At 46.8% G+C, this 26,185-nt stretch carries 25 protein-coding genes and 1 pseudogene; 8 read left to right on the top strand and 18 right to left on the bottom strand.

Annotated features, from left to right (window positions below; all coding sequences use genetic code 11):
- Positions 1–4: 4 nt before the first annotated feature.
- The 8 genes from AC4IE8_RS15510 to AC4IE8_RS15475 form a co-directional block, all read right to left on the bottom strand.
- Positions 5–1,162: a c-type cytochrome gene (locus AC4IE8_RS15510; RefSeq protein WP_490791410.1), complete on the bottom strand. Its 1,158-nt coding sequence runs from the start codon at positions 1,160–1,162 to the stop codon at positions 5–7.
- Positions 1,163–1,233: 71 nt separating this feature from the next.
- Entirely contained in the window at positions 1,234–3,036 is a 1,803-nt protein-coding gene (locus AC4IE8_RS15505; protein WP_490791409.1) for a cytochrome c3 family protein, read from the bottom strand.
- Position 3,037: 1 nt separating this feature from the next.
- The gene (locus tag AC4IE8_RS15500; RefSeq protein ID WP_068995273.1) at positions 3,038–4,045 is read right to left on the bottom strand and encodes a 6-bladed beta-propeller; all 1,008 of its coding nucleotides are present in this window, start codon (positions 4,043–4,045) and stop codon (positions 3,038–3,040) included.
- Positions 4,042–6,039, bottom strand: a complete 1,998-nt coding sequence (locus tag AC4IE8_RS15495) for a hypothetical protein (RefSeq protein WP_490791408.1) — start codon at positions 6,037–6,039, stop codon at positions 4,042–4,044. Before AC4IE8_RS15495 ends, AC4IE8_RS15500 begins: the two co-directional genes overlap by 4 nt.
- Before the next feature lie 23 nt (positions 6,040–6,062).
- Positions 6,063–6,407: a c(7)-type cytochrome triheme domain-containing protein gene (locus AC4IE8_RS15490; RefSeq protein WP_071892876.1), complete on the bottom strand. Its 345-nt coding sequence runs from the start codon at positions 6,405–6,407 to the stop codon at positions 6,063–6,065.
- Between the two features lie 53 nt (positions 6,408–6,460).
- Positions 6,461–7,147, bottom strand: a complete 687-nt coding sequence (locus AC4IE8_RS15485) for a cytochrome c3 family protein (RefSeq protein WP_490791407.1) — start codon at positions 7,145–7,147, stop codon at positions 6,461–6,463.
- Between the two features lie 20 nt (positions 7,148–7,167).
- A complete protein-coding gene (locus AC4IE8_RS15480) occupies positions 7,168–7,794 on the bottom strand; it encodes a cytochrome c3 family protein (protein ID WP_068995276.1) in 627 nt (208 codons plus the stop codon).
- Between the two features lie 520 nt (positions 7,795–8,314).
- Positions 8,315–9,406, bottom strand: coding sequence for a 6-bladed beta-propeller (locus tag AC4IE8_RS15475; RefSeq protein ID WP_490791406.1), 1,092 nt, complete (start codon positions 9,404–9,406; stop codon positions 8,315–8,317).
- A 278-nt stretch (positions 9,407–9,684) separates the two neighbouring features.
- On the opposite strand from AC4IE8_RS15475, the gene AC4IE8_RS15470 reads away from it, so the two are divergent.
- Positions 9,685–10,404: a hypothetical protein gene (locus AC4IE8_RS15470; protein ID WP_068995278.1), complete on the top strand. Its 720-nt coding sequence runs from the start codon at positions 9,685–9,687 to the stop codon at positions 10,402–10,404.
- 226 nt (positions 10,405–10,630) lie between these two features.
- On the opposite strand, the pseudogene AC4IE8_RS15465 reads toward AC4IE8_RS15470, so the two are convergent.
- From AC4IE8_RS15465 to AC4IE8_RS15455, 3 genes and pseudogenes are all read right to left on the bottom strand, one after another.
- Positions 10,631–11,018, bottom strand: a pseudogene (locus tag AC4IE8_RS15465) (integrase core domain-containing protein); the annotation flags it as partial.
- A 14-nt stretch (positions 11,019–11,032) separates the two neighbouring features.
- Positions 11,033–11,440 carry a response regulator gene (locus AC4IE8_RS15460; protein WP_068995279.1) on the bottom strand — a complete coding sequence of 136 codons (408 nt, stop codon included), beginning with the start codon at positions 11,438–11,440 and terminating at the stop codon, positions 11,033–11,035.
- A 6-nt stretch (positions 11,441–11,446) separates the two neighbouring features.
- Positions 11,447–13,492, bottom strand: coding sequence for an ATP-binding protein (locus tag AC4IE8_RS15455; RefSeq protein ID WP_083226260.1), 2,046 nt, complete (start codon positions 13,490–13,492; stop codon positions 11,447–11,449).
- Positions 13,493–13,839: 347 nt separating this feature from the next.
- Between AC4IE8_RS15455 and AC4IE8_RS15450 the strand changes: the two genes are divergently transcribed.
- The 3 genes from AC4IE8_RS15450 (at position 13,840) to mtgA (ending at position 15,392) form a co-directional block, all read left to right on the top strand.
- Positions 13,840–14,100: a hypothetical protein gene (locus AC4IE8_RS15450; protein ID WP_068995281.1), complete on the top strand. Its 261-nt coding sequence runs from the start codon at positions 13,840–13,842 to the stop codon at positions 14,098–14,100.
- Between the two features lie 164 nt (positions 14,101–14,264).
- On the top strand, positions 14,265–14,624 hold the full coding sequence (locus AC4IE8_RS15445) for a GFA family protein (protein WP_071892882.1): 360 nt from the start codon (positions 14,265–14,267) through the stop codon (positions 14,622–14,624).
- A 42-nt stretch (positions 14,625–14,666) separates the two neighbouring features.
- Positions 14,667–15,392, top strand: coding sequence for a monofunctional biosynthetic peptidoglycan transglycosylase (mtgA, locus tag AC4IE8_RS15440; protein WP_068995282.1), 726 nt, complete (start codon positions 14,667–14,669; stop codon positions 15,390–15,392).
- A gap of 97 nt (positions 15,393–15,489) precedes the next feature.
- Here the strand turns inward: mtgA and AC4IE8_RS15435 are convergent, their stop codons facing one another.
- Complete coding sequence (locus tag AC4IE8_RS15435) at positions 15,490–15,909, bottom strand: DUF3617 family protein (RefSeq protein ID WP_083226261.1); 420 nt, start codon at positions 15,907–15,909, stop codon at positions 15,490–15,492.
- Positions 15,910–16,191: 282 nt separating this feature from the next.
- Between AC4IE8_RS15435 and AC4IE8_RS15430 the strand changes: the two genes are divergently transcribed.
- Both AC4IE8_RS15430 and AC4IE8_RS15425 read left to right on the top strand, forming a co-directional pair.
- Positions 16,192–16,998, top strand: coding sequence for a motility protein A (locus AC4IE8_RS15430; protein ID WP_068995284.1), 807 nt, complete (start codon positions 16,192–16,194; stop codon positions 16,996–16,998).
- A gap of 12 nt (positions 16,999–17,010) precedes the next feature.
- Positions 17,011–17,733, top strand: a complete 723-nt coding sequence (locus AC4IE8_RS15425; protein WP_068995285.1) for an OmpA/MotB family protein — start codon at positions 17,011–17,013, stop codon at positions 17,731–17,733.
- A gap of 111 nt (positions 17,734–17,844) precedes the next feature.
- Here the strand turns inward: AC4IE8_RS15425 and AC4IE8_RS15420 are convergent, their stop codons facing one another.
- A complete protein-coding gene (locus AC4IE8_RS15420) occupies positions 17,845–19,602 on the bottom strand; it encodes a DEAD/DEAH box helicase (RefSeq protein WP_490791405.1) in 1,758 nt (585 codons plus the stop codon).
- A 144-nt stretch (positions 19,603–19,746) separates the two neighbouring features.
- On the opposite strand from AC4IE8_RS15420, the gene AC4IE8_RS15415 reads away from it, so the two are divergent.
- Positions 19,747–20,202, top strand: a complete 456-nt coding sequence (locus AC4IE8_RS15415) for a YaiI/YqxD family protein (RefSeq protein WP_068995287.1) — start codon at positions 19,747–19,749, stop codon at positions 20,200–20,202.
- Between the two features lie 86 nt (positions 20,203–20,288).
- Here AC4IE8_RS15415 and AC4IE8_RS15410 read toward each other — a convergent pair whose 3' ends face one another.
- Genes AC4IE8_RS15410 through AC4IE8_RS15400 form a run of 3 tightly spaced genes read right to left on the bottom strand, consistent with a single transcriptional unit; the run spans position 20,289 to position 22,264 of the window.
- Positions 20,289–20,585, bottom strand: coding sequence for a hypothetical protein (locus AC4IE8_RS15410; protein WP_068995288.1), 297 nt, complete (start codon positions 20,583–20,585; stop codon positions 20,289–20,291).
- A 2-nt stretch (positions 20,586–20,587) separates the two neighbouring features.
- Entirely contained in the window at positions 20,588–21,253 is a 666-nt protein-coding gene (locus AC4IE8_RS15405) for an SCO family protein (protein WP_068995289.1), read from the bottom strand.
- A 3-nt stretch (positions 21,254–21,256) separates the two neighbouring features.
- A complete protein-coding gene (locus tag AC4IE8_RS15400; protein ID WP_068995290.1) occupies positions 21,257–22,264 on the bottom strand; it encodes a COX15/CtaA family protein in 1,008 nt (335 codons plus the stop codon).
- A 510-nt stretch (positions 22,265–22,774) separates the two neighbouring features.
- Between AC4IE8_RS15400 and AC4IE8_RS15395 the strand changes: the two genes are divergently transcribed.
- Positions 22,775–24,145, top strand: coding sequence for a cbb3-type cytochrome c oxidase subunit I (locus AC4IE8_RS15395; protein ID WP_490791404.1), 1,371 nt, complete (start codon positions 22,775–22,777; stop codon positions 24,143–24,145).
- Positions 24,146–24,340: 195 nt separating this feature from the next.
- Here AC4IE8_RS15395 and AC4IE8_RS15390 read toward each other — a convergent pair whose 3' ends face one another.
- Together AC4IE8_RS15390 and AC4IE8_RS15385 are read right to left on the bottom strand one after the other, a co-directional pair.
- The gene (locus AC4IE8_RS15390) at positions 24,341–24,748 is read right to left on the bottom strand and encodes a hypothetical protein (protein ID WP_068995291.1); all 408 of its coding nucleotides are present in this window, start codon (positions 24,746–24,748) and stop codon (positions 24,341–24,343) included.
- 571 nt (positions 24,749–25,319) lie between these two features.
- Positions 25,320–26,156 (bottom strand): calcium-binding protein, encoded by an 837-nt coding sequence (locus AC4IE8_RS15385; protein ID WP_490791403.1) that lies wholly within the window; start codon positions 26,154–26,156, stop codon positions 25,320–25,322.
- Positions 26,157–26,185: the final 29 nt, after the last annotated feature.

Below are 26,185 nucleotides of genomic sequence, written 5' to 3'. Positions count from 1 at the left end.
GGTATCATCTGTTCATCTTGTAAACACCAACCTCTTCATACTCGTTTTTACCCATAGGCTTCAAAACTAGAAAATAACCGTCTTTCAGTTTTTGAAATGAGAGATCTTTGATAATTGGTTCATGGGTAAAAATTACCAGGTTGCTTTTCCCTTCATAACTACCAATGCGTGTGTCCAGTTGGGAAGCGTAGCTCTCGGCCTTGTCAGCTGGGAGCTTTTTATTTGATGCCAGATACTCTACTGTTTCAGCCTGACCGAATGCTGCCATTGCTGTCTCTTTCGCAAGGCAGTGAGGGCTGGATATGACCTGCTCAACGTTAACGCCTCTGGATTTGAAGAGTTTGCCGACTTTAATGGCTTCCGCCTTACCTTTTGCCGATAAGTTGGCTTTGCTGTTGCATGAGGTATCACGAAGTAGGGCAGCTGTTTTATCCTTATCGTTTTCCAATGTTGGCGACTTCATAACCACTACCAGCCCACCATCTTCCAGATGTGCCCAAACCTGGTAAAGCAATCTGATATAGCTGACTAAAGCATCGACTTCCTCATTAGTCAGTATGCCTTTCCAGCCTGGCATGTAATCTCCCTTGCCCTCAATTATATCTTTGGCCAGAGTGTTATTGCTAAAATCATCTGCCTTGTTCGGGTTAGTTAGATCAATTGGAATAACACCAATTAGATTGGTTAAAGCACCATCCCCAACACCTTCTACGCCATGACAAATTGAGCAATAACGCTGATAGAGCTCATACCCGAGTTCCGGGTCACCGGGTAGATCATGTTTGGTGGTGCTGAGAAAGCGCAGATAGGCAATCAGTGCTGAGATTTGGCGCTGATTGAGCACCTCTTTCCATTTAGGCATGTCCTTACTGATCTTACCGTGTCTTGATTGCAGAGACTTGGGAACATTCTTATCCCCGGTAATAATTACATTCAGACCGTAATCACTCATCGTTGGTACATAGTCGGTAAGATCCTCCGGTTCGATCTTCATTTTCTTCGCCAGAGGGCCATATCCTTTCCCATCCATACCATGACAGATCATGCAGTGTGATATGTAGAGTTTTCTGCCCTCAAACGCAGGGGAAGAGTTGGCAAGCGCTGCAGGAGCGGCTGCGATCAGAAGGGTGAAAAAAGCCAATACCTGAGTGACAAGTCTCATAGTTTAACCCCAAGAAGATAGCGTGTGTATCGAGTCAATACTTTCCACCGAAATTAAGTCAAACCAGATCATCAATAGTCAAAACCATCATGTACCTTTCCATGGCAATCCAGCCAACAGCTACCGCTGTGTATGCCTGTATCCAACCAGGTAGGTTCGAGATAATCACCGGTACCAGTGATTGTTCTGATCTGCCCGCCAACGTTGGATGAGGTGAGGAAATTAATCAGATGTCGATTCGACGCAGATCCATGGGGATCATGGCAATTGATACAACCCAGGTTTTCTGCAACTACGTGTTCAGTATGTGGGAAGGATTGATCCGTATACAAATTACCTGAATCATGACATTTGAAGCAGAGATCGTTTGAGAGCGTTGTAGAGCTCTCAGGATCGATGTCATAAGTTTGTGTCAGAATGCCTTGATGGATCGAACCATGCGGACCCGCAGGTCCCAGGCCACCGGCAGCAGGCGATATATTGCTGCTGTGGCAGTCACTGCAATAGATCTGCCCGCTGAAAGTGGTGAGCGGGATGTCGCTACGAAGACTGGGTACTTCGCTATTGTTTGAAGGATCGTTTTCCACGATGGGATGGTATGAAACCAGGGCTGGGTTGCCTGAATTCACCTTGTCACGGATATTGTAAACGCCATCAGCCCTCACCATATTGTAACTATCTGCGGTTGAACAGCGCTGGTTATCACAGGCACTTTTTCCGGGTACGCCATGGCATTTAAAACAGACTTCATACTCGAAGTCCGCTTCCTGCTTGAAATTGCCGTTGGCATCTATACCAGTGACACCGATCATGCTGCCATTAACAGCAGGTGCAACTGAGTGACCTCCACCCATTGGATTCGTCGGATTGAATGAGATCATTGGCGCTTCACTGAAACTGGCGTGGGGGTTATGGCAGTCTTCGCACTCCACATGCCAGGGCATCATTAGAGGATTTTCGGTGCGCGCAGAGTGTTCGTCATTAAGGGCAATCTCAACCGGGTGGTGATAAATTTTCTGTATTTCGGTCTGGATATCGGTCTGCGCGACAGTGCCATTATGGCAGAGGTAGCAAGTATCCTCCTCTATACCTTTGATCAGTCTTTCCGGTGTTGCGGCATTGTGGGGTGTATGGCAGTTCATACAAGCGTTCGCTTGTACGGTCAGTCCTGCCCATTCAGGCTTACGTTCAGACCAGGGGTTGGTGCCTTGGGGTGTGGCGGTTGAAGTTGCATGTGAACTATTGGACCAGATCCAGGCAGTACCTGCGCCTTCAGGCCTTGGCATATGGCAGGTGACACACAGATCACCATTCGTAGTTGATTTATGCAGAAATGGGGGATGAATGTTCTCATGAGCATCATGGCATGAGGAGCAGTGAAGCTCATTGTTTCGTAGTGGTAGATCCACATTGTTTGGGTGCACCAGATCAGGGTCGGTATTCAAAAGAGTAGGATTGTAGATAATGGATACCGGATGATCATCAGATAGATCTGTACCCAACAGAGCGCGATCAGTGATATATGTGGTACTTAAATCGGTGATGGTACCCGGTCTCCCTATATTACCCAAGGCGATGGTGCCATCATGGCAAGACAGGCAAAGAACTGATGACGAACTCATGGTGCCTGCATCAGCATGTGTCGTGCTACTGAGATAGTCAATATAGATCCCTGTAGAGGATCTGTTCCACAATGGTGAATCTGGCGCAGAGGCATGTGGGGTATGACAAAAAATGCAGATTCGATCCTCAGTGTTGCTTTTAACCGTAAACTGACCGCTTGAGGACAGGTTATGCGCCGTCTCAGCAATGCCTGCCAGAGTGATACCGGGAATCGTTGTCAGTAGTAGAAATAGAAGATAGATATTTCGCATATCATTCATCCACCTTCAGGTATTGAAAAACCTGGATGCGTTGATTATAAGAGTCGGCGACAAATATTTTGTCATTCCACACGGCTAACCCTGTCGGCATCTGGAACTCTCCATGTTGTCTGCCGGTGTTGCCAAACTCAAGTAAAAACTCACCGTTTTGGGTAAAAATCTGAATTCTATTCGCCAGAGCATCGGCGATATAGATATGTCCATCAGAGTCTACCGCTATTCCCTTTGACTGCGTCAGGTAACCGGAAGCGTCTCCCTGCTTGCCAAAGGTTGATATGTGTTGCCCATTACTATCGAATACTTGAACTCTGAAGTTCATGGTGTCGTTGACAAAGAGTTTCTTATCCGAGGTTGCCAAGTGACTTGGGTAGTTAAACTCTAGATCATTTTCGCCCCGCTCACCGATTTTGAATAAGTAGTTTCCTACTAGATCATACGCAAAGACCTTATGAGCCAATGTATCTGCAATAAACAATCGTTGCTGGGATGGGTTTAATGACAGGCTGGTAGGGCGTTCTAATCCTTCAATTATGTGTTGAAGCTTATTACTGGAATCCAAAACAAATACTTTATTTGATTTTGAATCAGCAATGAAGAGCCTGTGACTATCAATGGCTACACTGATAGGTGATTCAAGTTGGTTTTCACCGACACGTTCTATTCTGTTGTGAGTCTGCTTTTTGAGATCGTATAAATGCACCACAGCTGCATCCGGATCTGCTATAGCTAGCCTGTTTTCAAAGACTGCAAGTGCATAGGGGCGTGCTAAATTTTGATCATCTGCACCAGTAAAGAGATCAAGTAATTTAGTGAATATTGATTTTTCTATGCCTAAGTCCTGGGCATTGCTGAAAGCGGCGATAAACTCTATTCTGGCCGGTTCTGGTGCCGAAGGCCAGACAATCCGCTGGCCCTCTTTTGCAGGCTCGAAAGTTACCGGGCCTGTAGATGAGCAAGCGGTGAGAAAGAGGAAAATTGTAAGTAAGATAAGTCTACTCACAATATTCTCCGCCTCAACGTGATCATCAGTCTATCCTCGTTTGTCTCGGTCGTACCACTATTATCTGAGTTGGTCACTTCTCGACGATCGTGGTTGTATTTAAAATCCAGGTCGAGTTTACGGTAGCGCCATTGAGCAAGAATACCAGCTGTGAAGAATTCATCGTCTTTGCGCCCCCCTGCGACTGCAGTGCCCACATCTTCTCTTTTCCAGCCGCTTATGGTCGGTCGAATCGTCAGATTTCTACTGGCTTGCCAATTTACGATGAAGTCAAGGCGATAGAGATCTGTGTCTAGAAAATCCTGTTCTGTAAATGATTGAGTGGCATTTAAACTCCAATTGATGCTCTGTCCACCTCTGCGTACAGATGGGGTCCACGAAAACCGCTGATTGAAAGAATATGTGGTCGATTCGAACCCACCGGTTTCGGTATAACGCCTTTCAGCACCGATTATCGTGTCAATATTGAGCGGTTTGAAATGAAACTCAAGATCGGTATAAGTATTGCGTGTATTCTGCAGAAAACTTTCACTTGCTCCTGTGATGAGTTTGTCGTCAGACTTGCTATCGCTATGGGAGAGTCTTACCCAATCGTAATCTATGGTGAAATGGTAGTTAGTGAAAACAGTGGAGAACTCTTGCGTGGGTAGTATTTCCGCATCGTAGCTTACCAGTAGGGTATCTCCTGACTCTATCCTGCCGCCTGGTACAATCTGTAGCTGAGTCAGATCACCAGATAGGTCTATAATCGTATAGTCTGTGTTTTCGTCATACACGGTAATCCCATCACTATCGGTAACTACGATGGTGCTGGCGATGATAAAGCGTTGTTCGAGCAGGATGGCCCCGGTAAAAGGGACTGATTGACTCTCATCGATAACATCGATGGTGCCAAGTGTGGAAACCCTGTCAGTTTCCTGGTATGAAGCCCGTACCCCAGCACTGATGTAAGCGCCCAAAAGATTGTTTTTGGTATATCGTGTTTCCAGGCCTACTCGCCACTTGTCCTCCTCCAGGTCGTCAGATTCGCGCTTGTTGAGATTGCCATAGCCCATGGTGTTCAGATTATTGTAGAGTTTGTGGTGGAGCTCAAATCTTCCACCATGCTCTGTGTTTTCTATGGTTTGCTCTGTGGACTGATAGTGATAGGTGGTACGGCTGTGAATATTATCAAGGTGTTGTATCCTTGCACTCTCACTGATCGTTAGACGTTCATTGGCGTTGAAACCCGTACGGTCCGAATAGTTAAGGTTTGAATCCAACTGACTGTTACGACCCCATAGCAGATGGTGTGAAATATTCGCTCTGTCCAGTTCATAATCCTGATTTCGCGAAATGATACGGTCATCTAATTCGTCATGGGTGAGGTGGATGCTTAGCTTGCTGCTTCGTCCCTTCAGGTTCCAGCTTTTCAATAGTTCGTCGCGTTCGGTAACCGGATTCGTCAGGCTTGAACGGAACTCTTCATCAAGGGTTTCCTCTTCGTAGGAGAGGCTCATTGGAAAGGCTGAATTTTTCCAGTTGAGGGTAGCACCATAAGACTCGATATCAGTGTCGAAACGACTGCCCAGTGAGCCGGTATTCAGGCTTGTATTCTTCTGTGCAGCTAGATCTAGACCAAAAGGGCCTGGTGTTCCCTGCAGCAGGCTGGTCTGCAGTAGATAGTTGAACAGCTCACCATCGTATTCCTCGAGGGTGTCGTCGGTTTCAACTTCAGTCCAGGTATAGAGTGGTTCTATATCGATGAGAAACCAGGCAATCCTGGGATCCAAGAGATATCCCATTTGTGCAATTCTAAGGCCTGCCTGCCACTCAATTTCTTGGGATTCGATGCCATTTTTTGATTTAGTGCCATCAAATTTTACTACTGCATCCAATTCAGTGGGGTAGAGTACGAAACTACTGTTTGATTCGGCAGCGAGCCTCTCACTCCAGAGAAAAGTAATCGTGGCAACCAACCAAATGAATGCCAGCGGTATCACTGATCTTGTCATGACCTCCAGGGGAAGCATGATGTCTACTGCTCTTCGAGTAGGTGGCAGCGGTTACAATTGGCAAATCCATCGTCAAAGGCATCTGTACCATTATGGCAAACGGCACAGGTCTTGCCTTCTTTCATTACGTCCTTATTGATCGTAGTGGTCCCGGTTTTCATCTCAAAAATTGTATTGTGACAGGCATCACAGCGGTAATTGAGTCGATGGATCCAATGGGGAAAGATTGATGGTGGGAATGATTTTAGTTTTTCTGGATCACCACCTTCTCGAGTGTATTGAATATCACCAGGGGCTGCGGTCAGTAATGAACCGTACAAGAAAAGACATATTAATGTTGTTGTTAGAACACAAGTGTACTTGCGCATACCTTCACCAATTATTTACCCTGAATGCAACTACAGCTGTAGTGGTATATGGATTATTCGTCTTCTTCTTCCTCGTCGTCACTGTTGATATGGCAGCGGTCGCATGCTTTCAGAGAGAATGAGACTTTCTTTTTACCATGACAAGCGCCACAGGATGCCCCCCGCTTCATCTCTTTCATCGTTGCAGGATTTCTTCGATAGGGGTAGAGCGTGGGATTATGACAGTTCTTGCACCCAAGCCACTCGGTGTGTGCAGAGTGGGGAAAGAAGGCATCATCCTCCCGCTCTTCACCTGGAATGATAAAATCCCATTGGAAGGCCTTAGCCCACAAGGCCCGAGGGTCTTTTCCTGGACGGGGTCTTATCATTCCCTGTTTCAATGCCATGGACCAGTCGACATTGTCTTCTTCATCTTTGGGTAGGATTTCCTCCACCCTGTCCCATTCATTGATCGACTCAATCTCTGGTCTTGGGCCAGTATCAGCAGGTTGTTGGAAATATCCAGCAGAGAAATTACCTGATTGACCTGCTTTCAATCCTTGTGTTTGAGCTTCAATCAGTGCGGTTTGTCGTTTTAGTTCCTGCTCTGCCAGCTCTTTGGCTGTCGGTGGCTGAATATCGAAAAATACCTGTTTGGACTCTGTACTGCAGGAAGCAATCCATAACAGAGAGGGCACAACCAGGATAATTGATATTACCCTGGTTATGCTGAATGTCTCTCTATTCCCAATGCGAATCATGGGATGGATACGCTGTGTGATTACTTAATGTGACAGGCCAGACAGAGTGCGCTGCCAGCATTACTCATTCGAAGGAATGGCTCATTGGTATTGTCATGCACAGAATGGCATGTACCACACTCAACCTGATCCCCGGTTCCACCGAACAGTTGCAGACCATTCACCTGAGAATTCACAGCTGCAACAAAATCAGGATCCTGTGTTGCGTTATAGGTCAGGGAGATAGGATGGTCGTTGCTCAGATCTGTACCGAGACTGTCCCCCAGGAAAAATATCCCATCAGGTCCAGTAACACCAGACGGAAAATTGATCAGTGAGTCAGCAGCAACAGAACCGTCATGGCAGCTGAGGCACGCAAGAGAGACACCAGCCGGTGATCCGGCAATGGTCATGTCCAGTGAGGGACTGCTGTACATGGTGTAGGTGGCGACTGTATCTTGATGATTCCATAATGGGGTCGTACTGTTTGTGGTACTGGCATTATGGGGTGTGTGGCAGTAAGCACAGATTTGTGTATTACCGGCCTGGGTCAAGAGTGTTGTTTGACTACGCAGGTCATGCGATGTATTGGCAATATCCGCAGTTGCAGATGTGACAAGCAGGGCAAGTGAGGCAAAAATAATACCCAGGATTGCTGTTTTTCTCATGCCATTCCTCCTTAGCAGGGTAAAGGATGATGCACCAGCTCCATTTGAGTGCTTTACGTTATTACTATTCTTAACTAGGGGTACTTCTACTGCATGTGGCCGTGCTGCCTTGTTGACCGGCAGTTCTTAGGCTTTCTTAAGGTTCGCTTAAGAAATGGGAAAATATTCCCACATCTATTGTAATATTATGACAACGCTATATTAAGGTCAATGGTTTTAAGGAATTTAATTGGTTTTTCTTAGTTAGTATTTTTAGTTTTTTTGATTTTAGAGCGATCTATGAAATATCAAGTAAAACACTGGGTATTTTAAACTTCGTGGTAATTCTCTGACATTCAAATCATCTACCGTTGTTGTGTGAATTATCATGAGGGATTATTAAGAATTCATTAAGAAATATTAAATGAAAATTAATTTGTGTTGACATAACTCGATTAAAACGAGAGTTAGTGCAACTTTGGCACTAACTGTTTTCTTTTCTGATTAAGAGTAGAAAATCAAACTTTAGTGTATGTTGCTATTATTCTGCCTCTCCTAAGTACTCAAACATTTGGATTCGCTGGTTCAATTGATCTGCTACAAAGATTTTATTATTTTTATCCACGTGAGCTCCTGCTGGCAGATAGAAGCCTCCTGGTCCTGTACCTGGTTTGCCTACAGTCAGTAGAAGCTGGCCTTCCTGATTGAAGATCTGCATATTGTTGAATGCGGCATCTATGGTATAGATGTGGCCGTCATGATCGATACCGATACCCTTGAGTCGACTGAATTGTCCGCGTCCGTCGCCAAGGTTGCCGAAACCCTTCAAATATTTACCTTGTTGATCAAAAATCTGAACGCGGAAATTCATTGTATCTGCGAGATATATCTGGCCCTTTTCATCAATTGTAATGTTGGTGGGGTAGTTGAATTTTCCATTCTCAGAACCTCGATCACCAATGGTAAAATCAACCCCTCCATTCTTATTAAAAACAATGACTTGGTGCTTTTTTGAGTCGACCACATAGAGTTGTTGAGTGCTATCGTTGAAGGTCAGTCCCACTGGTGAAATGAGGACATCACTACCACCAAATGCATTGATAAACTGCCCATCTTTACTGTACATCACGACTCGATGATCAATAACATCGGTGACATAAACGTTGCCTTCCGAGTCGGTAGTGACACCTGTTGGTTTTTTCAGCGTTCCAGGGCCACTGGTGCCCAAGAACTCCATCGATTCGTTATTAAGGTCGAATACTGCAAGTCCGGAAATACCCGTGTCAGCGACATAAACCCGGCCCTGAGAGTCACTGTGAACACCATAGGGTTTCACCAGGGTACGGGATTCCTCCTCCTCTTTTCCAAGAAACCACTCTCGAAGTCCCATTCCTTGGCCACTATCGAAAGAGTCTGAGGACTTCAAACTGCCGAGATAGCGTATTCTGGGCTTCTCTGGTGGCGCAGGCCAAACATAATTCCCAGCATCAGCCCGTTGGCCTTGGGCAGATGGCCCTGGAGAAGCGCAGCCTGAAACCAGAATGATTATCGATACAAGTAAAATAAGATGTAACAGCACTCTCTTTTGATCTGTGTGTTGCGAGTGGTAATCAGATACAGGTCTGGATCTCACGTTTTCCTCCAGTTAGCTGGAATGACAGCTGCTGTTTTTGTATTAGTGGAGCTGATCTAGTAGGCTAAAATCTATGGTAGCTCAATATTTGTGTTTCAGGAAACCGTAACAGTAATTTACGGATACTGGTTTGGGTATAAATTAGACTTGAACAAACTATACCTGAAAACGACCAGCTGAAATTACCGGCGCAGGTTCATGCTCAATCAGAAAATGATTGATGGCGGCGTCGGTTTGCCATTCAAAATAGTGCCGGCTCTTCATTATCAGAGAGAATTATGTCAAACCTTAGTGCGTTAATCGTCGTGATTATACTCGTTGTCTTCCAAACTGCCTCAGCGGAGGAGATGGGTACCGGCTCAGGTACTGTCGCAGAAATGATGGATGTGGGGAGTTATACTTATATCAGACTTGAAGAACGAAATGTATGGATTGCAACTACTCTTCTACCCGTAAAGTTAGGTGAAAAGATCATCTACAAGGGTGGTATGGAGATGAGAGATTTCTACAGTAAATCACTGGATAGGTTTTTCGACTCCATTATTTTTGTAGAGAGTGTAAGTCAAGCAGGTGTCGGTGATATGGACAGTCTACACAGGTCAGTTTCAGGAAATCATGCTGTTGGTGTAAAGTCATTGTCCCAAAGCGATGCTGTTAAGTCTCCAGAACCGGGTGAGATTACTCCACTACCTGATGGTATGACCGTTGAGGAAATTGTCTCCAATGCTATTTCATTAAATGAAAAGAGTGTTGCCTTCAACGCAAAGGTTATCAAAGTCAATCAGAATATAGTTGGTAAGAACTGGATAACATTGCAAGATGGTACTGGTAAAGAACCTAGTAACAAATTGATTGCGACCTCTCAGGAGATGATTTCGCCAGGTGCCAAGGTTACAGTACAAGGTGTGGTTCGAAATAATGTGGATATCGGTTCAGGTTACAAGTATAAAGTGTTACTTGAACAGGCAACTTTCATACTTAATGATGAAACGCCATGAAGTTTGAAAGCTTAATATATTAGCTAACCATTTTCACATTAGCCTACCAGTCAGATTTAAAAATAAAATGGATTTAACTACAATTCGTGTATGACGTGGCGCGAAAGAACAACTACAAAATGAGAATATAAATCCTATTGTTTTAAATTCTTTTTTAGTGTTAGAAGTTGGCATAGTCGAAATTGTGATCGATGTGTAGTGGTCAAGTCATTTTGGCCACGGCTTTCTATGCTTTCCAGTACTGCTTCTCAACTACTCTGGGCGTCAATCCATCGTTGTGAGTATGTGGTCTCACTTGACCATAGTATCCAATAATATACATCCGTGATGTGGTACTTCGCTTCCTTAAAAGTTCGATACCCGATCTCAGGCATCCATTCCGTTTTCAAGCTTCTGAAAAATCGCTCAACTGGGCTATTGTCCCAGCAGTTTCCACGTCGATTCAGGCTCTGTACCATTTGATGCCGCCACAACTTTTGGCGGAAATCTAAGCTCGTGTATTGGCAGCCCTGGTCGGAATGAAATATCACCCCTCTGGGTTCAGCGCGAGTCTCAAAAGCCGTCGTTAACGCTTTCTTTGTCAGTGAACTGTCAGGGCTCAGCGATAATGCCCACCTCGAACTGACTGCTATTCCCACAGCTCAAGAATAGTCGCAATCGCTCTAGTAAATTCGCTAAAAGAATGGGGTTTTACGATATAGTCATCAACATCATATTCAAAGGCAGCATCTCTATCTTTGGGTTCGTTGGAAGAGGTCAATACGATAATACGTTGATCGGATAAATTAGGGTCATTCCTGATTTTGTGCAGAAACTCAATGCCACTCATTTTAGGTAAGTTCAAATCTAGTAAAATCAGTGCTGGAGTTACCTGCTCTTTTCCATTATCTCCACGCAGCATATTGAATGCCTCATGGCCAGTCCGGGCTACGAACAGTGGATTAGAAATCTTGTTCTTTTTAAGCGCACGTTGAACTGTCATTATATCGACACGATCGTCTTCAATAAGCAATATGGATTCATTTTTGCTTAACATGGATTATTACCCGGTCAATTTGCCTTCAATTTTGTTATAAATCTGATTATCTTCTGCAGGCGTATAAGGCCATAAGAAAGTAAAGCAGGCACCTTCATTCACAGCGGAATTCAAATGTATCGAACCACCATGCTCTATAACTATTTTTTTAACCAGAGCTAATCCGATACCAGTGCTGTTATTATAATCACTCGATTTGAGAGTTTGAAACATCTTGAAAACCTTGTCATGGTACTCCGAGGCTATACCCTGTCCGTTATCACAGACAGTAAACTCATAATAGTTGCCAACCTGTTTGCTGCTAATACGTATTTTACCTTTTCTTCCACCATGGTGTTTTAGGCTGTTACTTATCAGGTTAGAAAAAACCTGTCCAAGCTGAAGTCGGTCAGCTTTCAATACTGGCATTTCACCCTTGATCTTAATTGTGAAGCCCTTTTGAGGAGAAAGTGAATCGGTAATTTCCTGTATCAGTTCACGGGTATCAATTATGGCCTCAACGTCGGATGTTTTGCCTACTCTTGAGTATTCTAATAGTCCTTCTATCAGGTCGTGCATTCGCCTGACCCGATCCCTGAGTAGTGCAAGTTGTTCTTTTGATGAATCGTCCAGTTTATCTGTCAGGTCTTCCTCAATCCATTCTGCAAGATTGCTAACTGCTCTAAGTGGAGCTTTAAGATCATGAGAGGTTACATAGGCAAATTGTTCCAAATACTCAGCTCTACGCTCAGCTTCTGCCGTACGGGAAGCGATATGGTGTTCTAAAGTCTCGTTTAGGTTTTGTAATTCAGCTTCAGCAGCTTTTCTCTCCATAACCTCCTGATTTAGTTCCTCGACTGTCAAGCGAAGTAATGCTGTTCTTTCCGCAACCTGATGGCGTATCTGATTGGTTTGTCCAACCAGATTGGCTGTATAGATTGTGAGTAGCGCGGTAAATGCACAACCGCCTAATAGAATAATCCAGCTCGTGAAAGTCTTGGCTTCAAACTTATCAAAAACAGGAGTGCACAACACGCTCCATGATAGGTTTTCAACATCGATCATTTCTATATAGCTGATTCCTGACTTTTCAAGATCAGTCACAGACAGCTGATCAAGTTGGCGACTCCTTGAAAAATGGGTGTATAACAGTGTCTCATCCGTAGTTGTGATCCCTTGATAGAGCCTGACATCGACAGATCCCGGTCTAAGATTATCAAGAGCACGTTCGATAATTTCGCCAATATTGAATATGCCCAGTGCATAACCGCGAAGGTTCTTCTGAGTGCTTTCAGGCTGCTCTTCATCACTTTTTACAAAGACGGGTACGACAACGGCAATTCCAGCAACAGATTGTTGTGTTTGAGAATCTATAATTGATCTGTTGGCAATCAATCTGGTCCCCTTGATGACACTCTCCTCAAATAGTGATTTTACCTGCGTATCCGTTCCGATATTCAAGCCAAGCATTGGTTTATTATCCTGGTATGGTTGCACGTATAAAATCGGATAATAAACATGGCCTTCCACTTTTTTGCTTTTTGATTGGCCAGCAGGAGTCAACTCCTTTATTTCAAAAGGGGGGAAGCTTATTCTGGCAAAATCCAGAAATTGATCATAATTTTCAAAATCTACCTTAGGTACCCATGCGAGGGTTTCTATTCCAGCCTGATTCTTCAAAGCAGGCCCCACAAATTTTCTAAACTCTCTTCGGCCAACAGCTTCAGAGGCTTCAATATAGCTGGCGATATCCTGAATAATACCGAGAGAGAACTTAATTTCTCGCTTGATCAGCAATATCCTATCCTGCGCAGTTTCATGAAAAGCGATCTCAGCCTGCTGTTTTTCCCAGCTCATAGATTGCATAAAAAGGCCCACAGAGATAATCAAGCCGATCAGTGCAACCAAAGCAACAGGATAGTAGCCCCATAGGATGGAGTTGGTGCTGACATTTTCTTTGTTCAACCCAGCATACAATCTGCCCAGAACATGGTTTGCAATCCATCCTCGAAATTTGGATAGATTCTCCATAAACATAGCTACAGTAGTTGTAAACAGACGATTATTAGGCATCTTTATATCGATTCAACTTGCCAGCAGAACTAATCATATCAGTTTAAGAAACAATAGCCTATAAAGTGGTATTGAAGTGAAACGTAAAAAAGATAAACAAAAACAATAGGATAGGGGTGTTGGATTCGAATGCATGGTGGGGCTGACTGAGTTCTACATGCAGGCTCCAAGCTGCAGAGAGTCACAATAGCAGCATTGTCAGGTAGACGTAGAGTTTGCTGTAATGTCTCAATTGGTACTGAATTCATGAATCTGAGGTACCAGAATTGCGTAGTGACAAGTCTAAAAGGAATCATCCTCATCAGCGCATTCAAAAATTAACAAAAGGATATACTTAAGTTCAGCCAATGAAATTGGATAGTGATACAACATTGATGGACAGACTTGCCCTGGGTCTTTTCAATGCAATTGTCGGATTCATAACAGGACTGATCCTCTGGCTGGCTATAAACAGTCTGTTTATTTCCAGCACAACTTTGATACCTTTCGAAGCAGTACTCTGGTTTACTTTGATCACGGCAATACTGGGAATGATCGTGCATGATGCACTTCTAACTTCTTTTTACGCACGTATTTGGCGTTTTCTGCTGGCCTGGTTTCGACACTAACAGTCATTAAGCCATTCAAGGTGTGATGCAATTATCAACGAAATGGTCTCCTACAGGTTATTCTGACGGCTCTTTTTTACTGGAACAAGACACCACAAATCCAGGTAGTATCCAGATTTTACAAGATCTACACTTTCAGATAACAAAATACCAGGAGGCTGGTCATGACAGAACGCTACCATGGGAGTTGCCATTGCGGTGCTGTCCGCTTTTCATATGAAGGTGAAGAGATTGTAAAAGGCTTGCGCTGCAATTGCTCTATCTGTACTCGAAAAGGAGCGATGATGAGCAGTGAGGCAATACCTCCTGATCAATTTTCTTATGAGTCAGATGATCAGACACTCGAATGCTATCAGTTTGGCTTAAAAACAGCCCGCCACTACTTTTGTAATCAATGCGGTATTTATACTTTTCATGAAACTGCCAGAATGCCAGGGCACTTTCGCGTGAACCTGGGCTGTATCGAAGGAATAGACCCATTTACCCTTGAGTATGATCTGTTCGATGGGAAACACCTACTCTAAGTTTCAATTCATACGTCCATATCTAAGATTTCATTAACTCAAGTGGCTGTTCGAAAGAATAAAGGCAAAACCGGTATTATTCGGTTGCTGGAGTTTGTATTGCGTCTGAGTTTTCAGTTTGTATTGGGTGTGAGCATACTCATCATCACGACAATCGTCTTGTTTCGCTATTTCGATCCTCCAACCTGGTCATGGAAGATTCAACGAGAGTTCAGCAGTTCTGCGACTTACCCGGAAATAGCACGACACCAATGGGTCAGTCTGGATAGGATTGCACCTTCGGTACAATTAGCTGTAGTGGCTGCAGAAGACCAGCGGTTTCCAACTCATTTTGGCATTGATCCAGAAGCGATCATAGATGCGTTGGAAGAGGCGGACAGGGGTAATCGATTACGTGGCGCAAGTACACTGACCCAACAGACCGCCAAAAACCTGTTTCTATGGTCAAATCGAGATCTCGCTAGAAAAGTCTTGGAGATGGGCATCGCGCTGTTGCTTGAGCTGTTTTGGGATAAACAGCGAATTCTTGAGGTTTATCTGAATATTGTCGAGTTTGGTCCTGGCGTCTTTGGCGTCGGTGCCGCCAGTAAATACTGGTTTCAGGCACCGGCAGGTCAACTGTCTAAGCGTCAAGCTGCCAGGCTTGCGGCAGTTCTACCAAATCCCTGGCGTTATCGTGCGCATCCACCCAGCCCATATGTAGTTGAGCGTTCTCGCTGGATTGAGCAGCAGATGGAGCAACTGGGTTATGCCTGGTTGCACCAGTAAAACGGTGCATTCACTGCTTTGTGCTTGTTTGCCAAACAAACAGCCTGATTGATAACAGCTCGCTATTGATGCCTGGCAGGATCCTATCAATGTCAGACTACTTTTTCGTGCAGGGCCCCAATCTTTCCCCGGTGGTTTTAGAGCGCATCTGCAAACCCTGAGAGTTGATATTGATATTCCCTTCAGCTCGATCCCCATAGTAGGTGATATCTCCCTGGCTAGTGGTTGCCATACCATTCTGGGTACAGGTGATATTCCACGAGACGGTGTCACCTTCAGTTTTCAGATCGATAGTTTCACAATTCTGTCCCAATTCACTGTCCTTCGGCACAAAGTCAACCTGACTGATACAGGTTGTATAGGAAGTGGGGGGGAGCTGCACCGGCATGCCCGGCATATTCATAACGGCAGTCCACTGCCATAGACCTGGATTCATATTGACTTCTGAGGCGGCTGCTGCAACAGAGAGCGTATTGCTCGATACAAATGAGATAAGCAAGAGCGCTTTTAACTTCATTGGGTTATCCCGTGATGATTAATTAAATAGGCTGACTATGCCGAAATACAGGTTAAGCCGCCGGAGTTGATTTACCCTGCGACATCGAAATATACCGCTATTTGACAATAATATACATCCACATGTTCAGGTTTATCGTAGCAGAACCACAAGGCGTGGGATCAATCGATTAGACCTGTTTCACAAATTTGGCCTGTAACTTGCACATCTCTTATGTGCGAATATCAGAAAACCCGGATCAGCCCCGATCTGTACAACACCATAGAGAACAGGAGAGTTGCGTTGGCCATTTATATCTGGATTGGACTGCTTTCACTTTCTGTAGTTGTCTCCGTGACTATTCAGTTGATGGCCCCAGGGTCTGGCTTGATTGCCATTGTATCCGGGCTGTTTCTGGTTGTAGGTGGGACACTTCTTACCACGATCATGAGTCATTCCCTGAATGCGGTGATTGCCATGTGGAAACTTGTGAGTGACTTTCGAAAGCCGACTGCGGATCAGGGAGATGAAGAGGAAGAGTCATTTCGACGCTTTCTCCAGGCGGCAAATTTTTTCCGCCGCGGTGAAATTCGGCCGGCAGAGGCGGTAATCCAGAGGATTTCCGCTCCTCTCTTGCGTCGAGGAACCCAGCTGGTTCTCGATGGGTTTCCACGGGATCAGGTAAATTTGGCGCTTCAGCGCCAAATTGCTGAAGATCGCGATCATCTTCGCAGGCCTGCTGATATTCTCCGGGCAATGGGTGGATATGCCCCTGCTTTCGGTATGCTGGGAACCCTGCTGGGATTGGTACAGATGCTGTTCGGCCTCGGCTCCGGTGATCTGGCATCAATCGGCGCTGCCATGGGCTTTGCCATGTTGACCACCGTTTATGGGCTGGTGCTGGCCAATCTTGTGTTTAAACCGATGGCAAGCAAATTCGAGCAGCGAGGTAGGCAATTAATCAGCCGCCGGGTCGCTCACCTGCAGGCTGTCATGATGCTTTGTGATCGACAGCATTCCGAATTGATCCGGGAGATGATGGATGAAGCCTCGGCAAATCAGGATATTCAACAGGCCGCAGTCCAGCTGAAACTAGTTGCCTCACAGTAGGGGGAAGGGTCGATGGTATCAAACAGCAGTGGCAGTCCTTTGAACGACATCGCCTGGTATCAGTGGGAGAACGATGATACCGATGCGAACTGGCTGTTGACCTATGTGGATGTGCTGAGTGTTATTCTGGCCATGCTGGTGGTTTTGCTGGGTCAAATGGCGGTCCGTCACATGCAGCCAATAGAGGAGCAGAATCAAATTGCATCAGCCTATACCCAATCTGAGGCACCTTTACCGACCATCCACTCCCAACAGATCGAGGTCGTCGAGGAGACAACGCCTCGGGCCCAGCCTGACAACAGTGCGGTGACCAGATTGACTGCGGCCATCGAGCAGCGCTTTGATGATGAAGTCAAAGTGGTTCAACGCGAACTGGGTGTCTCTCTTGAAATTGCCGATGTGATTCTGTTTCATTCCGGTAAGGCCGAACTGTTACCAGAAGCCCAGCCGGTACTGTCCCGACTCGCCATGACTCTGCAGGAGATCGGTGAAGCGGATATTGCTGTGGAAGGGCATACGGATGACCGGCCGATCCTTGGTGGACCTTTTCACTCCAATTGGGAACTGGCTGCCGCGCGGGCCAATGCGGTTACCCGGTTTTTACTGGATCAGGGGTTTTCCCCGAAACATCTGCGTTCGGTCAGCTACGCCGATTCTCAGCCGGTTGCCGATAACAGCAATGCTGATGGAAGGGCAGAAAATCGAAGAGTTAATCTGCGAGTGGATTTTCTCTGACAGGAGAACGGTTCAACTGAAAACCCTAGCCATCAGATAACCGGGCAGCGGGTATGGCGATTAGTCCGCTGCTGCCTTCGTCTAAGTTCTGCCGTATCGCAGTTGCTCGGATTACTGTTTTGAGTCCGTGTTGGAACGCTTTTTAGTCTTTCTTTTCTTAGGTTTTTTCTTCTCTGATCTGCTGCTTCTTTTGGCAGGTTTCTCCGCTTTTGCGAGACGGGAAATCTTCAGGCGTTGTCCGCAGACCCAGGCCTTTCTGAGATCCTGAAAAATCTCATGAGGCATGCCGACCGGTAGATCGACCAGACTGAAATCGTTTTGAATATCGATATGACCAATGTGCTCCGCATCCAGGCCCGCCTCATTGGCAATTGCGCCAACGATATTACCAGGTTGTACATTGTGCTCATGGCCCACTTCGATGCGAAACCGTTCCATACCTGAGGGTGGGGCGGAGCCTGCAGCACTGCTTTTTTGACTACTTCGCACTCGTTTGTCGCTTCTCTCCCTGGATGGCTCACTGTTTTTGGGTCTGCTTCTTTCAGGTTGAAGCAGTAATGGTTTGTCGCCAAGCGACATTTTTGCCAGAGCCGCTGCGATATCTATGGCGGGTACATCGTGCTCCTGTTGGTACTGTTCCAACAGGCCCTGCATAAAATCGAGCTCTTCAGATGCCAGGGTATCGCTGATTCGCTGCTTGAATGCGGCGATGCGTTTATTGTTGACGGTTTCGGTGCTGGGCAGAGTCAATTGATCGATTTTGTGCCGGGTCGACTTCTCGATCGAGCCCAACATACGCCTCTCCCGGGGGGCAACAAAAAGAATTGCGTCACCGGTTCTACCGGCACGTCCAGTTCTTCCAATACGATGTACATAGGACTCGGCATCGTATGGGATATCGAAGTTGATGACATGGCTGATCCGCTCGACATCCAGGCCGCGGGCAGCGACATCGGTTGCCACCAGAATATCGAGTGCGCCACGTTTCAGCCGTTCAACCATCTGTTCCCGCTGCTTTTGCACCATGTCGCCATTCAATGCAGCGGTACTATAACCACGTGCCGAGAGCCTTTCTGCCAGCTCGGTGGTGGCGGTCTTGGTACGAACAAAGATGATAATGGCGTCAAATGGCTCGACTTCAAGAATCCTGGTCAAGGCATCCAGCTTATGCAGTCCTTTGACCAGCCAGTAACGCTGCCGGATGGTTTCAGCGGTGGCCGTTTTGCTTTTAATGGCAATTTCATGGGGTTGATTGAGATGACGCCTCGCAATATGGCGTATCTCTTTCGGCATGGTGGCGGAGAAAAGAGCGATCTGCCTCTCCGGGTTGGTCTGCTCGAGTATCCACTCCACATCGTCGATAAAGCCCATGCGCAACATCTCATCCGCTTCATCCAGTACCAGGGTCTGAATGTTATCCAGTTTGAGTGTGCCTTTGCGCATATGGTCCATGACCCGGCCGGGTGTGCCGACGACCACATGAACACCCCGTTTCAATTGGCGGATCTGAGTGCCGTAATCCTGACCGCCGTAGATTGGCAGGACATGAAAATCCTTCATCTGCGATGCATAGCGCTGAAATGCCTCGGCAACCTGGATGGCCAGCTCCCTGGTCGGGGTCAACACCATAACTTGTACATGGCGCAGCTTCAGGTTCAGGCGAGCCAGCAGTGGCAGGGCAAAGGCGGCGGTTTTACCGGTGCCTGTGGGTGCATGTCCCAGTAAATCGTCACCTGCCAGTAAATATGGGATAGTCTGTGCCTGGATCGGGGAGGGGGTTTCATAGCCTACTTTATCCAGTGCTCTGAGAAGCTGTTTCGGCAGATCGAACTCGTTGAAGCTGGTGACAGCGGGATCTTCGTGGGACATTGAGAATTCCTGGTGGGAGCAGATGAAGCGGCCATAGGCATGGCCGGGCCGTGAAGTATAATGGTCTGTTTACTGATTACAATAGCCAATATTACAGTCAGTATGCACTTTTATTTACAATGCGAGTTTAATTCCGGAGCTAAAATGTCATTGCAGAGGATCTGGGTCGATGCCGATGCCTGCCCAAAACCGATTAAAGAGATTTTGTTTCGTGCCTCGGACAGAGTCCGTATTCCTGTTGTGCTGGTCGCCAATCAGGCATTACAGGTTCCCCCCTCAGAACTGATCCGCTCAGTACAGGTCTCGGCTGGTTTTGATGTGGCGGATGACTACATCGTGCAACAGGCTCAATCTGGTGAATTGGTAATTACCGCCGATATACCCCTGGCTGCGGAAGTCATTGAGAAGGGCTGTCTGGTTCTGACTCCCCGGGGTGAGCGCTATACGGCTGATAATATCCGCCAGCGTCTGACGATGCGGGACTTTCTGGATACCATGCGGGGTAGTGGTGTGGATACTGGGGGACCGGCAGCATTCAGTCATTCAGATCGCCAGGCTTTCGCCAACCAGCTCGACAGATTGCTAGCCAGGACCGATTGACTGATCCTGATCCGGTGAGCAAATAGATGACAGTGAATCTCAGTCAACCGGCTCGGACAGTAAACCTTTTGCCGAGCGGGTAACGTCTACTTGAATAGGTCCTCAGCGGCCTGGCGTAAAGAATCCTCTGATGTGGTTGCTTGATCAGTCAGTGGCTCCAGCGTTGGCTCAAACAGCTCGCAGAAATTGGCTTTTTCTTTATCTAGCACCCGTTCAACACTGGGTTCTTCGCATTGATTGGGGCGGCTGGGGGCATACCAACGGCAGTTACGGCAGACACGAGTCGGTTTACCGCAGGAGAGACAGCCCGTCTCACGGCCATAATCGGCTGTCTGCAATTCATGACCACAATGCCAGCATTTACCATTTATCAGGTCGCTCACAGCTATTTTCTCAGTCTGGCATGGTCAGTGATGTTGAGAAAGTCATTGGCCATTTTCTGTGGATCATGTGGCGGGCTGAAATAGGCATGGTATTGGCCTTGCGGATCGACAAGAATGATTGAGGCAGAGTGATCCATTACATAGCCCATAGCACTGTCCTCAGTTTCAACCCGCTGGTAAAGAATGCCCAATGGTTTGGTCAATTTTGCAATTGCCGGTTCCGGTCCGGTGGCACCGATGAATTCCGGATTGAAATAGGTGACATACTCAGCAAGTCGTTCCAGCGAGTCTCTCTGAGGATCCACGGAAACGAATGTGATCTTGTAGGGATCAGTTTGCCGTTCGCTTTTCAGCAGGTCGTTCATTTCACTGAAAAGAGACATGGTGGTAGGACAGATATCCGGACAGTAGGTATAGCCAAAACTCATGAAGGTCCATTGTCCGAGTAGGCTTTGATTGTCGAATGTCTCGCCATGATGGTTGGAGAGGGAGAATGGTTTCAGGGAACGTAATTCCGGAAGCAGGGTCGCCTGTTCGGTTGCCAGGGGCTGGCTTGAATCTTCAGACTTGGATCCTTGCAGGTAAGACCAAACCAGTAGTCCGCCGAGTAAGGCAGAGATTCCCAGCAATGCAGTTATCCCCAGGCGGGGGGTGGCGTTTTCCGACATGTGCTATTCCCGTTGTCTCGATACCCAGATCAGTGTCACCAAAATTAATAGTAGAATGGCAGCACCACCATTGTGAGCAACTGCAACATTCAGCGGTAAATGACCTAAAACATTGGTGATACCAAGGCCGATTTGCAATATGAGGATTAATGTAAGCAGATATCCGATGCTTTGCAATGCACGTGCTGAACTCTTCCTTATCAACCAGTAAGTTAATACACCTAGAGTAATTAGGGTTAAGAGGGCGCCCAGTCTATGCGTGACATGTATAGCCGTACGGGCTTCGGTTTCCAGGACACCGAATTCATAGTTGATACCCAGACCGCGCCAGATCACAAATGCCTCTTTGAAATCCATTTCAGGCCACCATTGACCAGCATAACAGGTTGGAAAATCGGTACATCCCAGCGCGGCATAGTTGGTGCTGGTCCAGCCACCCAGCGTGATCTGTATCAAAAGTATGAAAAGCGAGAAGTGAATCCATCGTCTGAGGTGGGCGCTGGTCTCCACCGTGTGCAGATGGTCGATGGGTCGCAGTCTTAGTAACAGTAACCAGAGCAGGGCAAGGGTGGCAAAACCACCCAGCAGATGAGCGGTCACTATGGCTGGTTTGACCAGCAGTGTCACAGTCCACATCCCCAGTAGGGCCTGAAATATCACCAGCAACAGCAGTACGCCAGGGAGAATTACAGGCTGACGGGCGATTTCCCGGTTTGACCAGGCGAGTATCGCGAGGAGCAAAATGAACAGACCCAAGGTACCTGCCATATACCGATGGATCATCTCTTTCCAGGCTTTGGATTGATCGAATGACTGCTCGGTTGAGACCACCTCAGCCGATTCACTGGGTACGATGAGTTGTCCGTAGCAGCCTGGCCAGTCCGGACAACCAAGACCGGCATCGGAGAGCCGCACATAGGCGCCAAGTAGTATGACGCAGAATGCCAGCAGGCAGGTCATTAGAACCAGACGATATTGAATTCGAAACAGCAAGGCCGGGTCTTTCCGCATGGTCTCCTCAACACAATGGGTGAGACGGCTGCTCGCATCCTGCGTGAGATAGGGAAATAATCTTCATTCCCACGGCAGCTTATTATAATCATGCCAGCCTAATATGAGTGCAGAACGTGAGTCAAATCAAACACAAGCTTGTTTTGCTCTCTCTGCACGCCGGCAGGTCGATGGATTTCTTCAAGGTCATGCTTGAAGCTCCTAACTTTTTGATTATTATAAACACCAATTGCATTGAACCCGTCGGCAGGCGCCCGATAACGGCGTGTCGATACCTTGCTGAGTCAGGCCCACTGAGATTGGAGCGTTACTGTGCGGTTGCCAGGTTAACAGGCCCTAGCAAAGAACAGCTAGCAGGGCGTTGAGGGTGGGATTTTTCTTCAATGGCACTCTGGCAGGGTGTAACAGGTGCCGATTGAGCGCCTTGGTACCCGACTTGCCAAACGTGTACAGACCACTGTTTTCTGTTACCGGACTTAACCTCTCAATCCAAACTGGAGATTATTCACATTGATTCCTTCCGAATGTGAGGATTTTGAACTGCAGGCTACCAGTGAGCACAGACAAAAGCTGGCGCTCAGATGGTTGCAATTGGGTGTATTGGCTCTGGCACTGGCGGGCCTGTTTGCGCTATTACTGGTACTTTCCCGGGTTCCTGGAAGTGAAGCCTTTTTTATCTGGATAGATTTTTTCAAAACCGCCCTGGTTATACACGTAGATCAATCGGTACTGATCTGGTTCCTGGCGATGAGTGCCCTGGTCTGGTGTCTGACCTCCCCGGATAAGAGCAGGTTTCAGATTCTTGAGTCGATTGCCTATCTATCCGCACTTGGTGGTGCTTTGGGTATTGCTGTCTCCGCTTTTTTTGGCGAGGGCGCTCCATTGATGAATAACTATGTACCGGTTCTACAGCGCCCGGGGTTTTTCCTCATGCTGGGGCTGTTTGGAATCGGTATTACCTTGCAGGCAACGATTCGTCTGTCTAACTTTCGCCCCAGACAGTGGTTTGGTAATAAACCTGATATTCCCGGCTTGGCCAGCTGGACTGTATCAGTGGCGATCGTGATCTCTTTATTGGCTCTGCTGATTGCCGGATTGCAGATGCCTGACGAGGTGGAGGGGCAGGCCTACTATGAGTATCTGTTTTGGGGGGCAGGGCACAGCTTACAGTTCGCTTATACCCAATTGGTTATTCTTGCATGGATTCTACTGGCACGCGCCAGCGGAGTAACGCTGCCAGGGAGTTCACGATGGTATGCGTGGGTTTTGATGATCGGTATCCTGCCGGTATTGATCACGCCAGTCATCTATATGGTTCATGAAACAGTGAGCCTTGAGTCGAGGTCGGCATTTACCGATTTGATGAAATATGGTGGAGGCCTGGCGGTAATCCCGGCAGGATTGTTGATATTCAGTGGATTGATTCGTGCCGATCAATCAATAACTGAATATAAACCCCTGCGTGCTGCACTCTGGATGTCTCTGCTGCTTTTCTTCTCCGGTGGTGCATTGGCACTCTTTATTTCAGGTCTCAATACTATGATCCCGGCTCACTATCATGGATCGATTGTAGGTGTGACACTCGGCCTGATGGGGTTGGGATATCTTCTACTGCCTAAACTGGGCTACCCATTACCCCAAGGTCGGATGGTTGAGCTGCAACCCTGGATCTACGGCATTGGCCAACTGCTGCATATCTGTGGTCTGGCGGCATCCGGCTTGATGGGTATTCAACGTAAAACAGCAGGAACCGCTCAGGGTCTGGAGAGTGTCTGGGCCAAAGCGTCGATGGGGGTTATGGGTATCGGCGGACTGCTGGCGGTAATCGGTGGAATCCTCTTTGTATGGATTATGCTGCGCGCTTTCATACGTGGCAGGTAAGCCGAACTAGGGTCTGTTAACACAAATCCAAAATGACCTGTTTTGCCTGAAAAAGCACCAATCAAGGCGCGAGGAGCGTAGTCTGGTTGCTCCAAATGATGACGAGTAACGCCGAGTGGCGCATTTTCAGGCGCAACCCCTCCTTAGTATTACTTAAAGAGGGGGCAGGGTGTATTGGATTCGTGTTAACAGGCTCTAGTTTCGAACCTCGGTACGCAGGACTGGGAATTTGCTCTTACCAAAGTTGATGGTCAGGGTAATCTGTTCTTTCCCGTAAAAGGTATGCTCGATATTGATGGGATGTCTTTTTTCACCATCAGCGAACAGAGCAACAATATACTGCCGATCCAACAGGCGCTGGGATGACGATTGGTTCAGAATGGTCAAAGTCGCCCAGCGTTCACCCAACTGATTGCTCATGAAGAGACTGCTGATGATTTTGAAATCACCTATTTTTGGCAGCAGATCATCCGCATCGGTGAATTCGAGGTAGAGTGATCCGGGTATTGGATCATCAAGCGTTAATACTTCATTCTCCGGAATCTCTTCGGCATGGATACCAAGCGACAATATGAGAAGAAGCAGTGAAAATATTACAGGCATCGGAAACTTCCTTATTTGGCTTTTTCTATTGTTTCAAACGTGAGAGTTAGTCCATGTTTTTAGCCGTTGGGTTCAGAGTTGTCAGGTCATTGCAATTCGTGAATTACTTCAGTGTTGGAAAATACTGAATGGCTTCTATTTCGACTTCGCCCAGACAAAAAGTTTCATGAAATAATCAAACTCTGCAAAATTTATATTGTTACTGTTTATTTGTGGGGCTCAGATGAAATGATTCTTCATCATGCCGGCGGTTGCCGGGATCGTTATTGGGTGGCTTCTCAGTTATTCACTTCGCTCACCCTTCGGGTTGACTTACAGTCAATCAACGCGCCTAGCGCTTCTGTCTGGCCTATGCCGGAATAACGATGATCGTGATCGTCAGTACGGATTAAGTATTGAAGAATGATTGTGGCGAATTGCGTTCAGTAGCAATATTTAGATCGATCCACTTTCCGTAAATGACGTAGTTGGCATCACTTTTGGAATCAACCGGGAGTATAAAAGCCTGGATATTTCACCTTGAAACGGGGATGACAAAATGAATCATCCAGGCGGGAGAGATTGTTGCCTGTTAACGGGCAGAAATATGCTTCAGGACCATACCGGATCCGACCGGAAGGGTGGAAAGCTGGTCATCATTATCTTGTATAATACGATCCCAGCCTTTGCCTCCATTCAGGTAATCTTGACCATATCCACCAACCAAAAGATCCCAACCTTTGCCCCCATGAATGGTATCGTTGCCAAAGCCACCAAAGATCCGGTCTCTACCTTTGTTACCTTGGACATTATCATTGCCGTAGCCACCATCGATGGTGTCGTTACCCCTGCCACCGCGGATTGAGTCATTACCAAAACCACCATAGATCCGGTCGCTGCCTTTGCCGCCGCTGATGGAGTCATTACCGCGGCCGCCTTTGATGGTGTCGTTGCCTTTACCACCAACGATCCGATCATTGCCGTAACCACCATAGAGCTTGTCGCTGCCTTTTCCACCGTTGATGTAGTCGTTGCCGCCACCACCAAAAACTGTATCGTTGCCCTTGCCGCCAATCAGCTTGTCATTACCACAGCTGCCGTAAATGGTGTCATTTCCTTTCCCGCCATCGATTGTGATGCTGGTTTTTGGCCCGTAGAGTTGGTGCCCGGACATAGTGATGGTGTCATTACCTCTGCCGCCTTTAATGACCAGGTTTTTCGCCTGTTCAGCGGTAAAATTGTAATCTTTACCATTGACGTTGACCTTAACTGAACCATCCATATTCTGATGGACATGGATTTTGTCATTACCTCCTCTGGCGTCCAGTACAACTTTACCAGTATTGAACTTCATGCCGAATGGGCCATTCCGGTTTCCCATGTCGACTCTGGTGGAGTTTCTATCGATTACTCTACTAAAAAGGCCCATGTGTTACTCCTTTACGTGTTACTGGAATA

It is taken from the genome of Candidatus Thiodiazotropha sp. AKAK2 (assembly GCF_058244685.1).
This window is presented reverse-complemented; position numbering and strand designations above follow the sequence as displayed.

What these genes read in the sequence shown, in the direction of transcription:
- AC4IE8_RS15510 (WP_490791410.1), bottom strand. Translation starts at nt 1,162, where the DNA reads ATGAGACTTGTCACTCAGGTATTGGCTTTTTTCACCCTTCTGATCGCA.
- AC4IE8_RS15505 (WP_490791409.1), bottom strand. Translation starts at nt 3,036, where the DNA reads ATGCGAAATATCTATCTTCTATTTCTACTACTGACAACGATTCCCGGT.
- AC4IE8_RS15495 (WP_490791408.1), bottom strand. Translation starts at nt 6,039, where the DNA reads ATGACAAGATCAGTGATACCGCTGGCATTCATTTGGTTGGTTGCCACG.
- AC4IE8_RS15490 (WP_071892876.1), bottom strand. Translation starts at nt 6,407, where the DNA reads ATGCGCAAGTACACTTGTGTTCTAACAACAACATTAATATGTCTTTTC.
- AC4IE8_RS15485 (WP_490791407.1), bottom strand. Translation starts at nt 7,147, where the DNA reads ATGATTCGCATTGGGAATAGAGAGACATTCAGCATAACCAGGGTAATA.
- AC4IE8_RS15480 (WP_068995276.1), bottom strand. Translation starts at nt 7,794, where the DNA reads ATGAGAAAAACAGCAATCCTGGGTATTATTTTTGCCTCACTTGCCCTG.
- AC4IE8_RS15470 (WP_068995278.1), top strand. Translation starts at nt 9,685, where the DNA reads ATGTCAAACCTTAGTGCGTTAATCGTCGTGATTATACTCGTTGTCTTC.
- AC4IE8_RS15460 (WP_068995279.1), bottom strand. Translation starts at nt 11,440, where the DNA reads ATGTTAAGCAAAAATGAATCCATATTGCTTATTGAAGACGATCGTGTC.
- AC4IE8_RS15455 (WP_083226260.1), bottom strand. Translation starts at nt 13,492, where the DNA reads ATGCCTAATAATCGTCTGTTTACAACTACTGTAGCTATGTTTATGGAG.
- AC4IE8_RS15450 (WP_068995281.1), top strand. Translation starts at nt 13,840, where the DNA reads ATGAAATTGGATAGTGATACAACATTGATGGACAGACTTGCCCTGGGT.
- AC4IE8_RS15445 (WP_071892882.1), top strand. Translation starts at nt 14,265, where the DNA reads ATGACAGAACGCTACCATGGGAGTTGCCATTGCGGTGCTGTCCGCTTT.
- AC4IE8_RS15435 (WP_083226261.1), bottom strand. Translation starts at nt 15,909, where the DNA reads ATGAAGTTAAAAGCGCTCTTGCTTATCTCATTTGTATCGAGCAATACG.
- AC4IE8_RS15425 (WP_068995285.1), top strand. Translation starts at nt 17,011, where the DNA reads ATGGTATCAAACAGCAGTGGCAGTCCTTTGAACGACATCGCCTGGTAT.
- AC4IE8_RS15420 (WP_490791405.1), bottom strand. Translation starts at nt 19,602, where the DNA reads ATGTCCCACGAAGATCCCGCTGTCACCAGCTTCAACGAGTTCGATCTG.
- AC4IE8_RS15415 (WP_068995287.1), top strand. Translation starts at nt 19,747, where the DNA reads ATGTCATTGCAGAGGATCTGGGTCGATGCCGATGCCTGCCCAAAACCG.
- AC4IE8_RS15405 (WP_068995289.1), bottom strand. Translation starts at nt 21,253, where the DNA reads ATGTCGGAAAACGCCACCCCCCGCCTGGGGATAACTGCATTGCTGGGA.
- AC4IE8_RS15400 (WP_068995290.1), bottom strand. Translation starts at nt 22,264, where the DNA reads ATGCGGAAAGACCCGGCCTTGCTGTTTCGAATTCAATATCGTCTGGTT.
- AC4IE8_RS15390 (WP_068995291.1), bottom strand. Translation starts at nt 24,748, where the DNA reads ATGCCTGTAATATTTTCACTGCTTCTTCTCATATTGTCGCTTGGTATC.
- AC4IE8_RS15385 (WP_490791403.1), bottom strand. Translation starts at nt 26,156, where the DNA reads ATGGGCCTTTTTAGTAGAGTAATCGATAGAAACTCCACCAGAGTCGAC.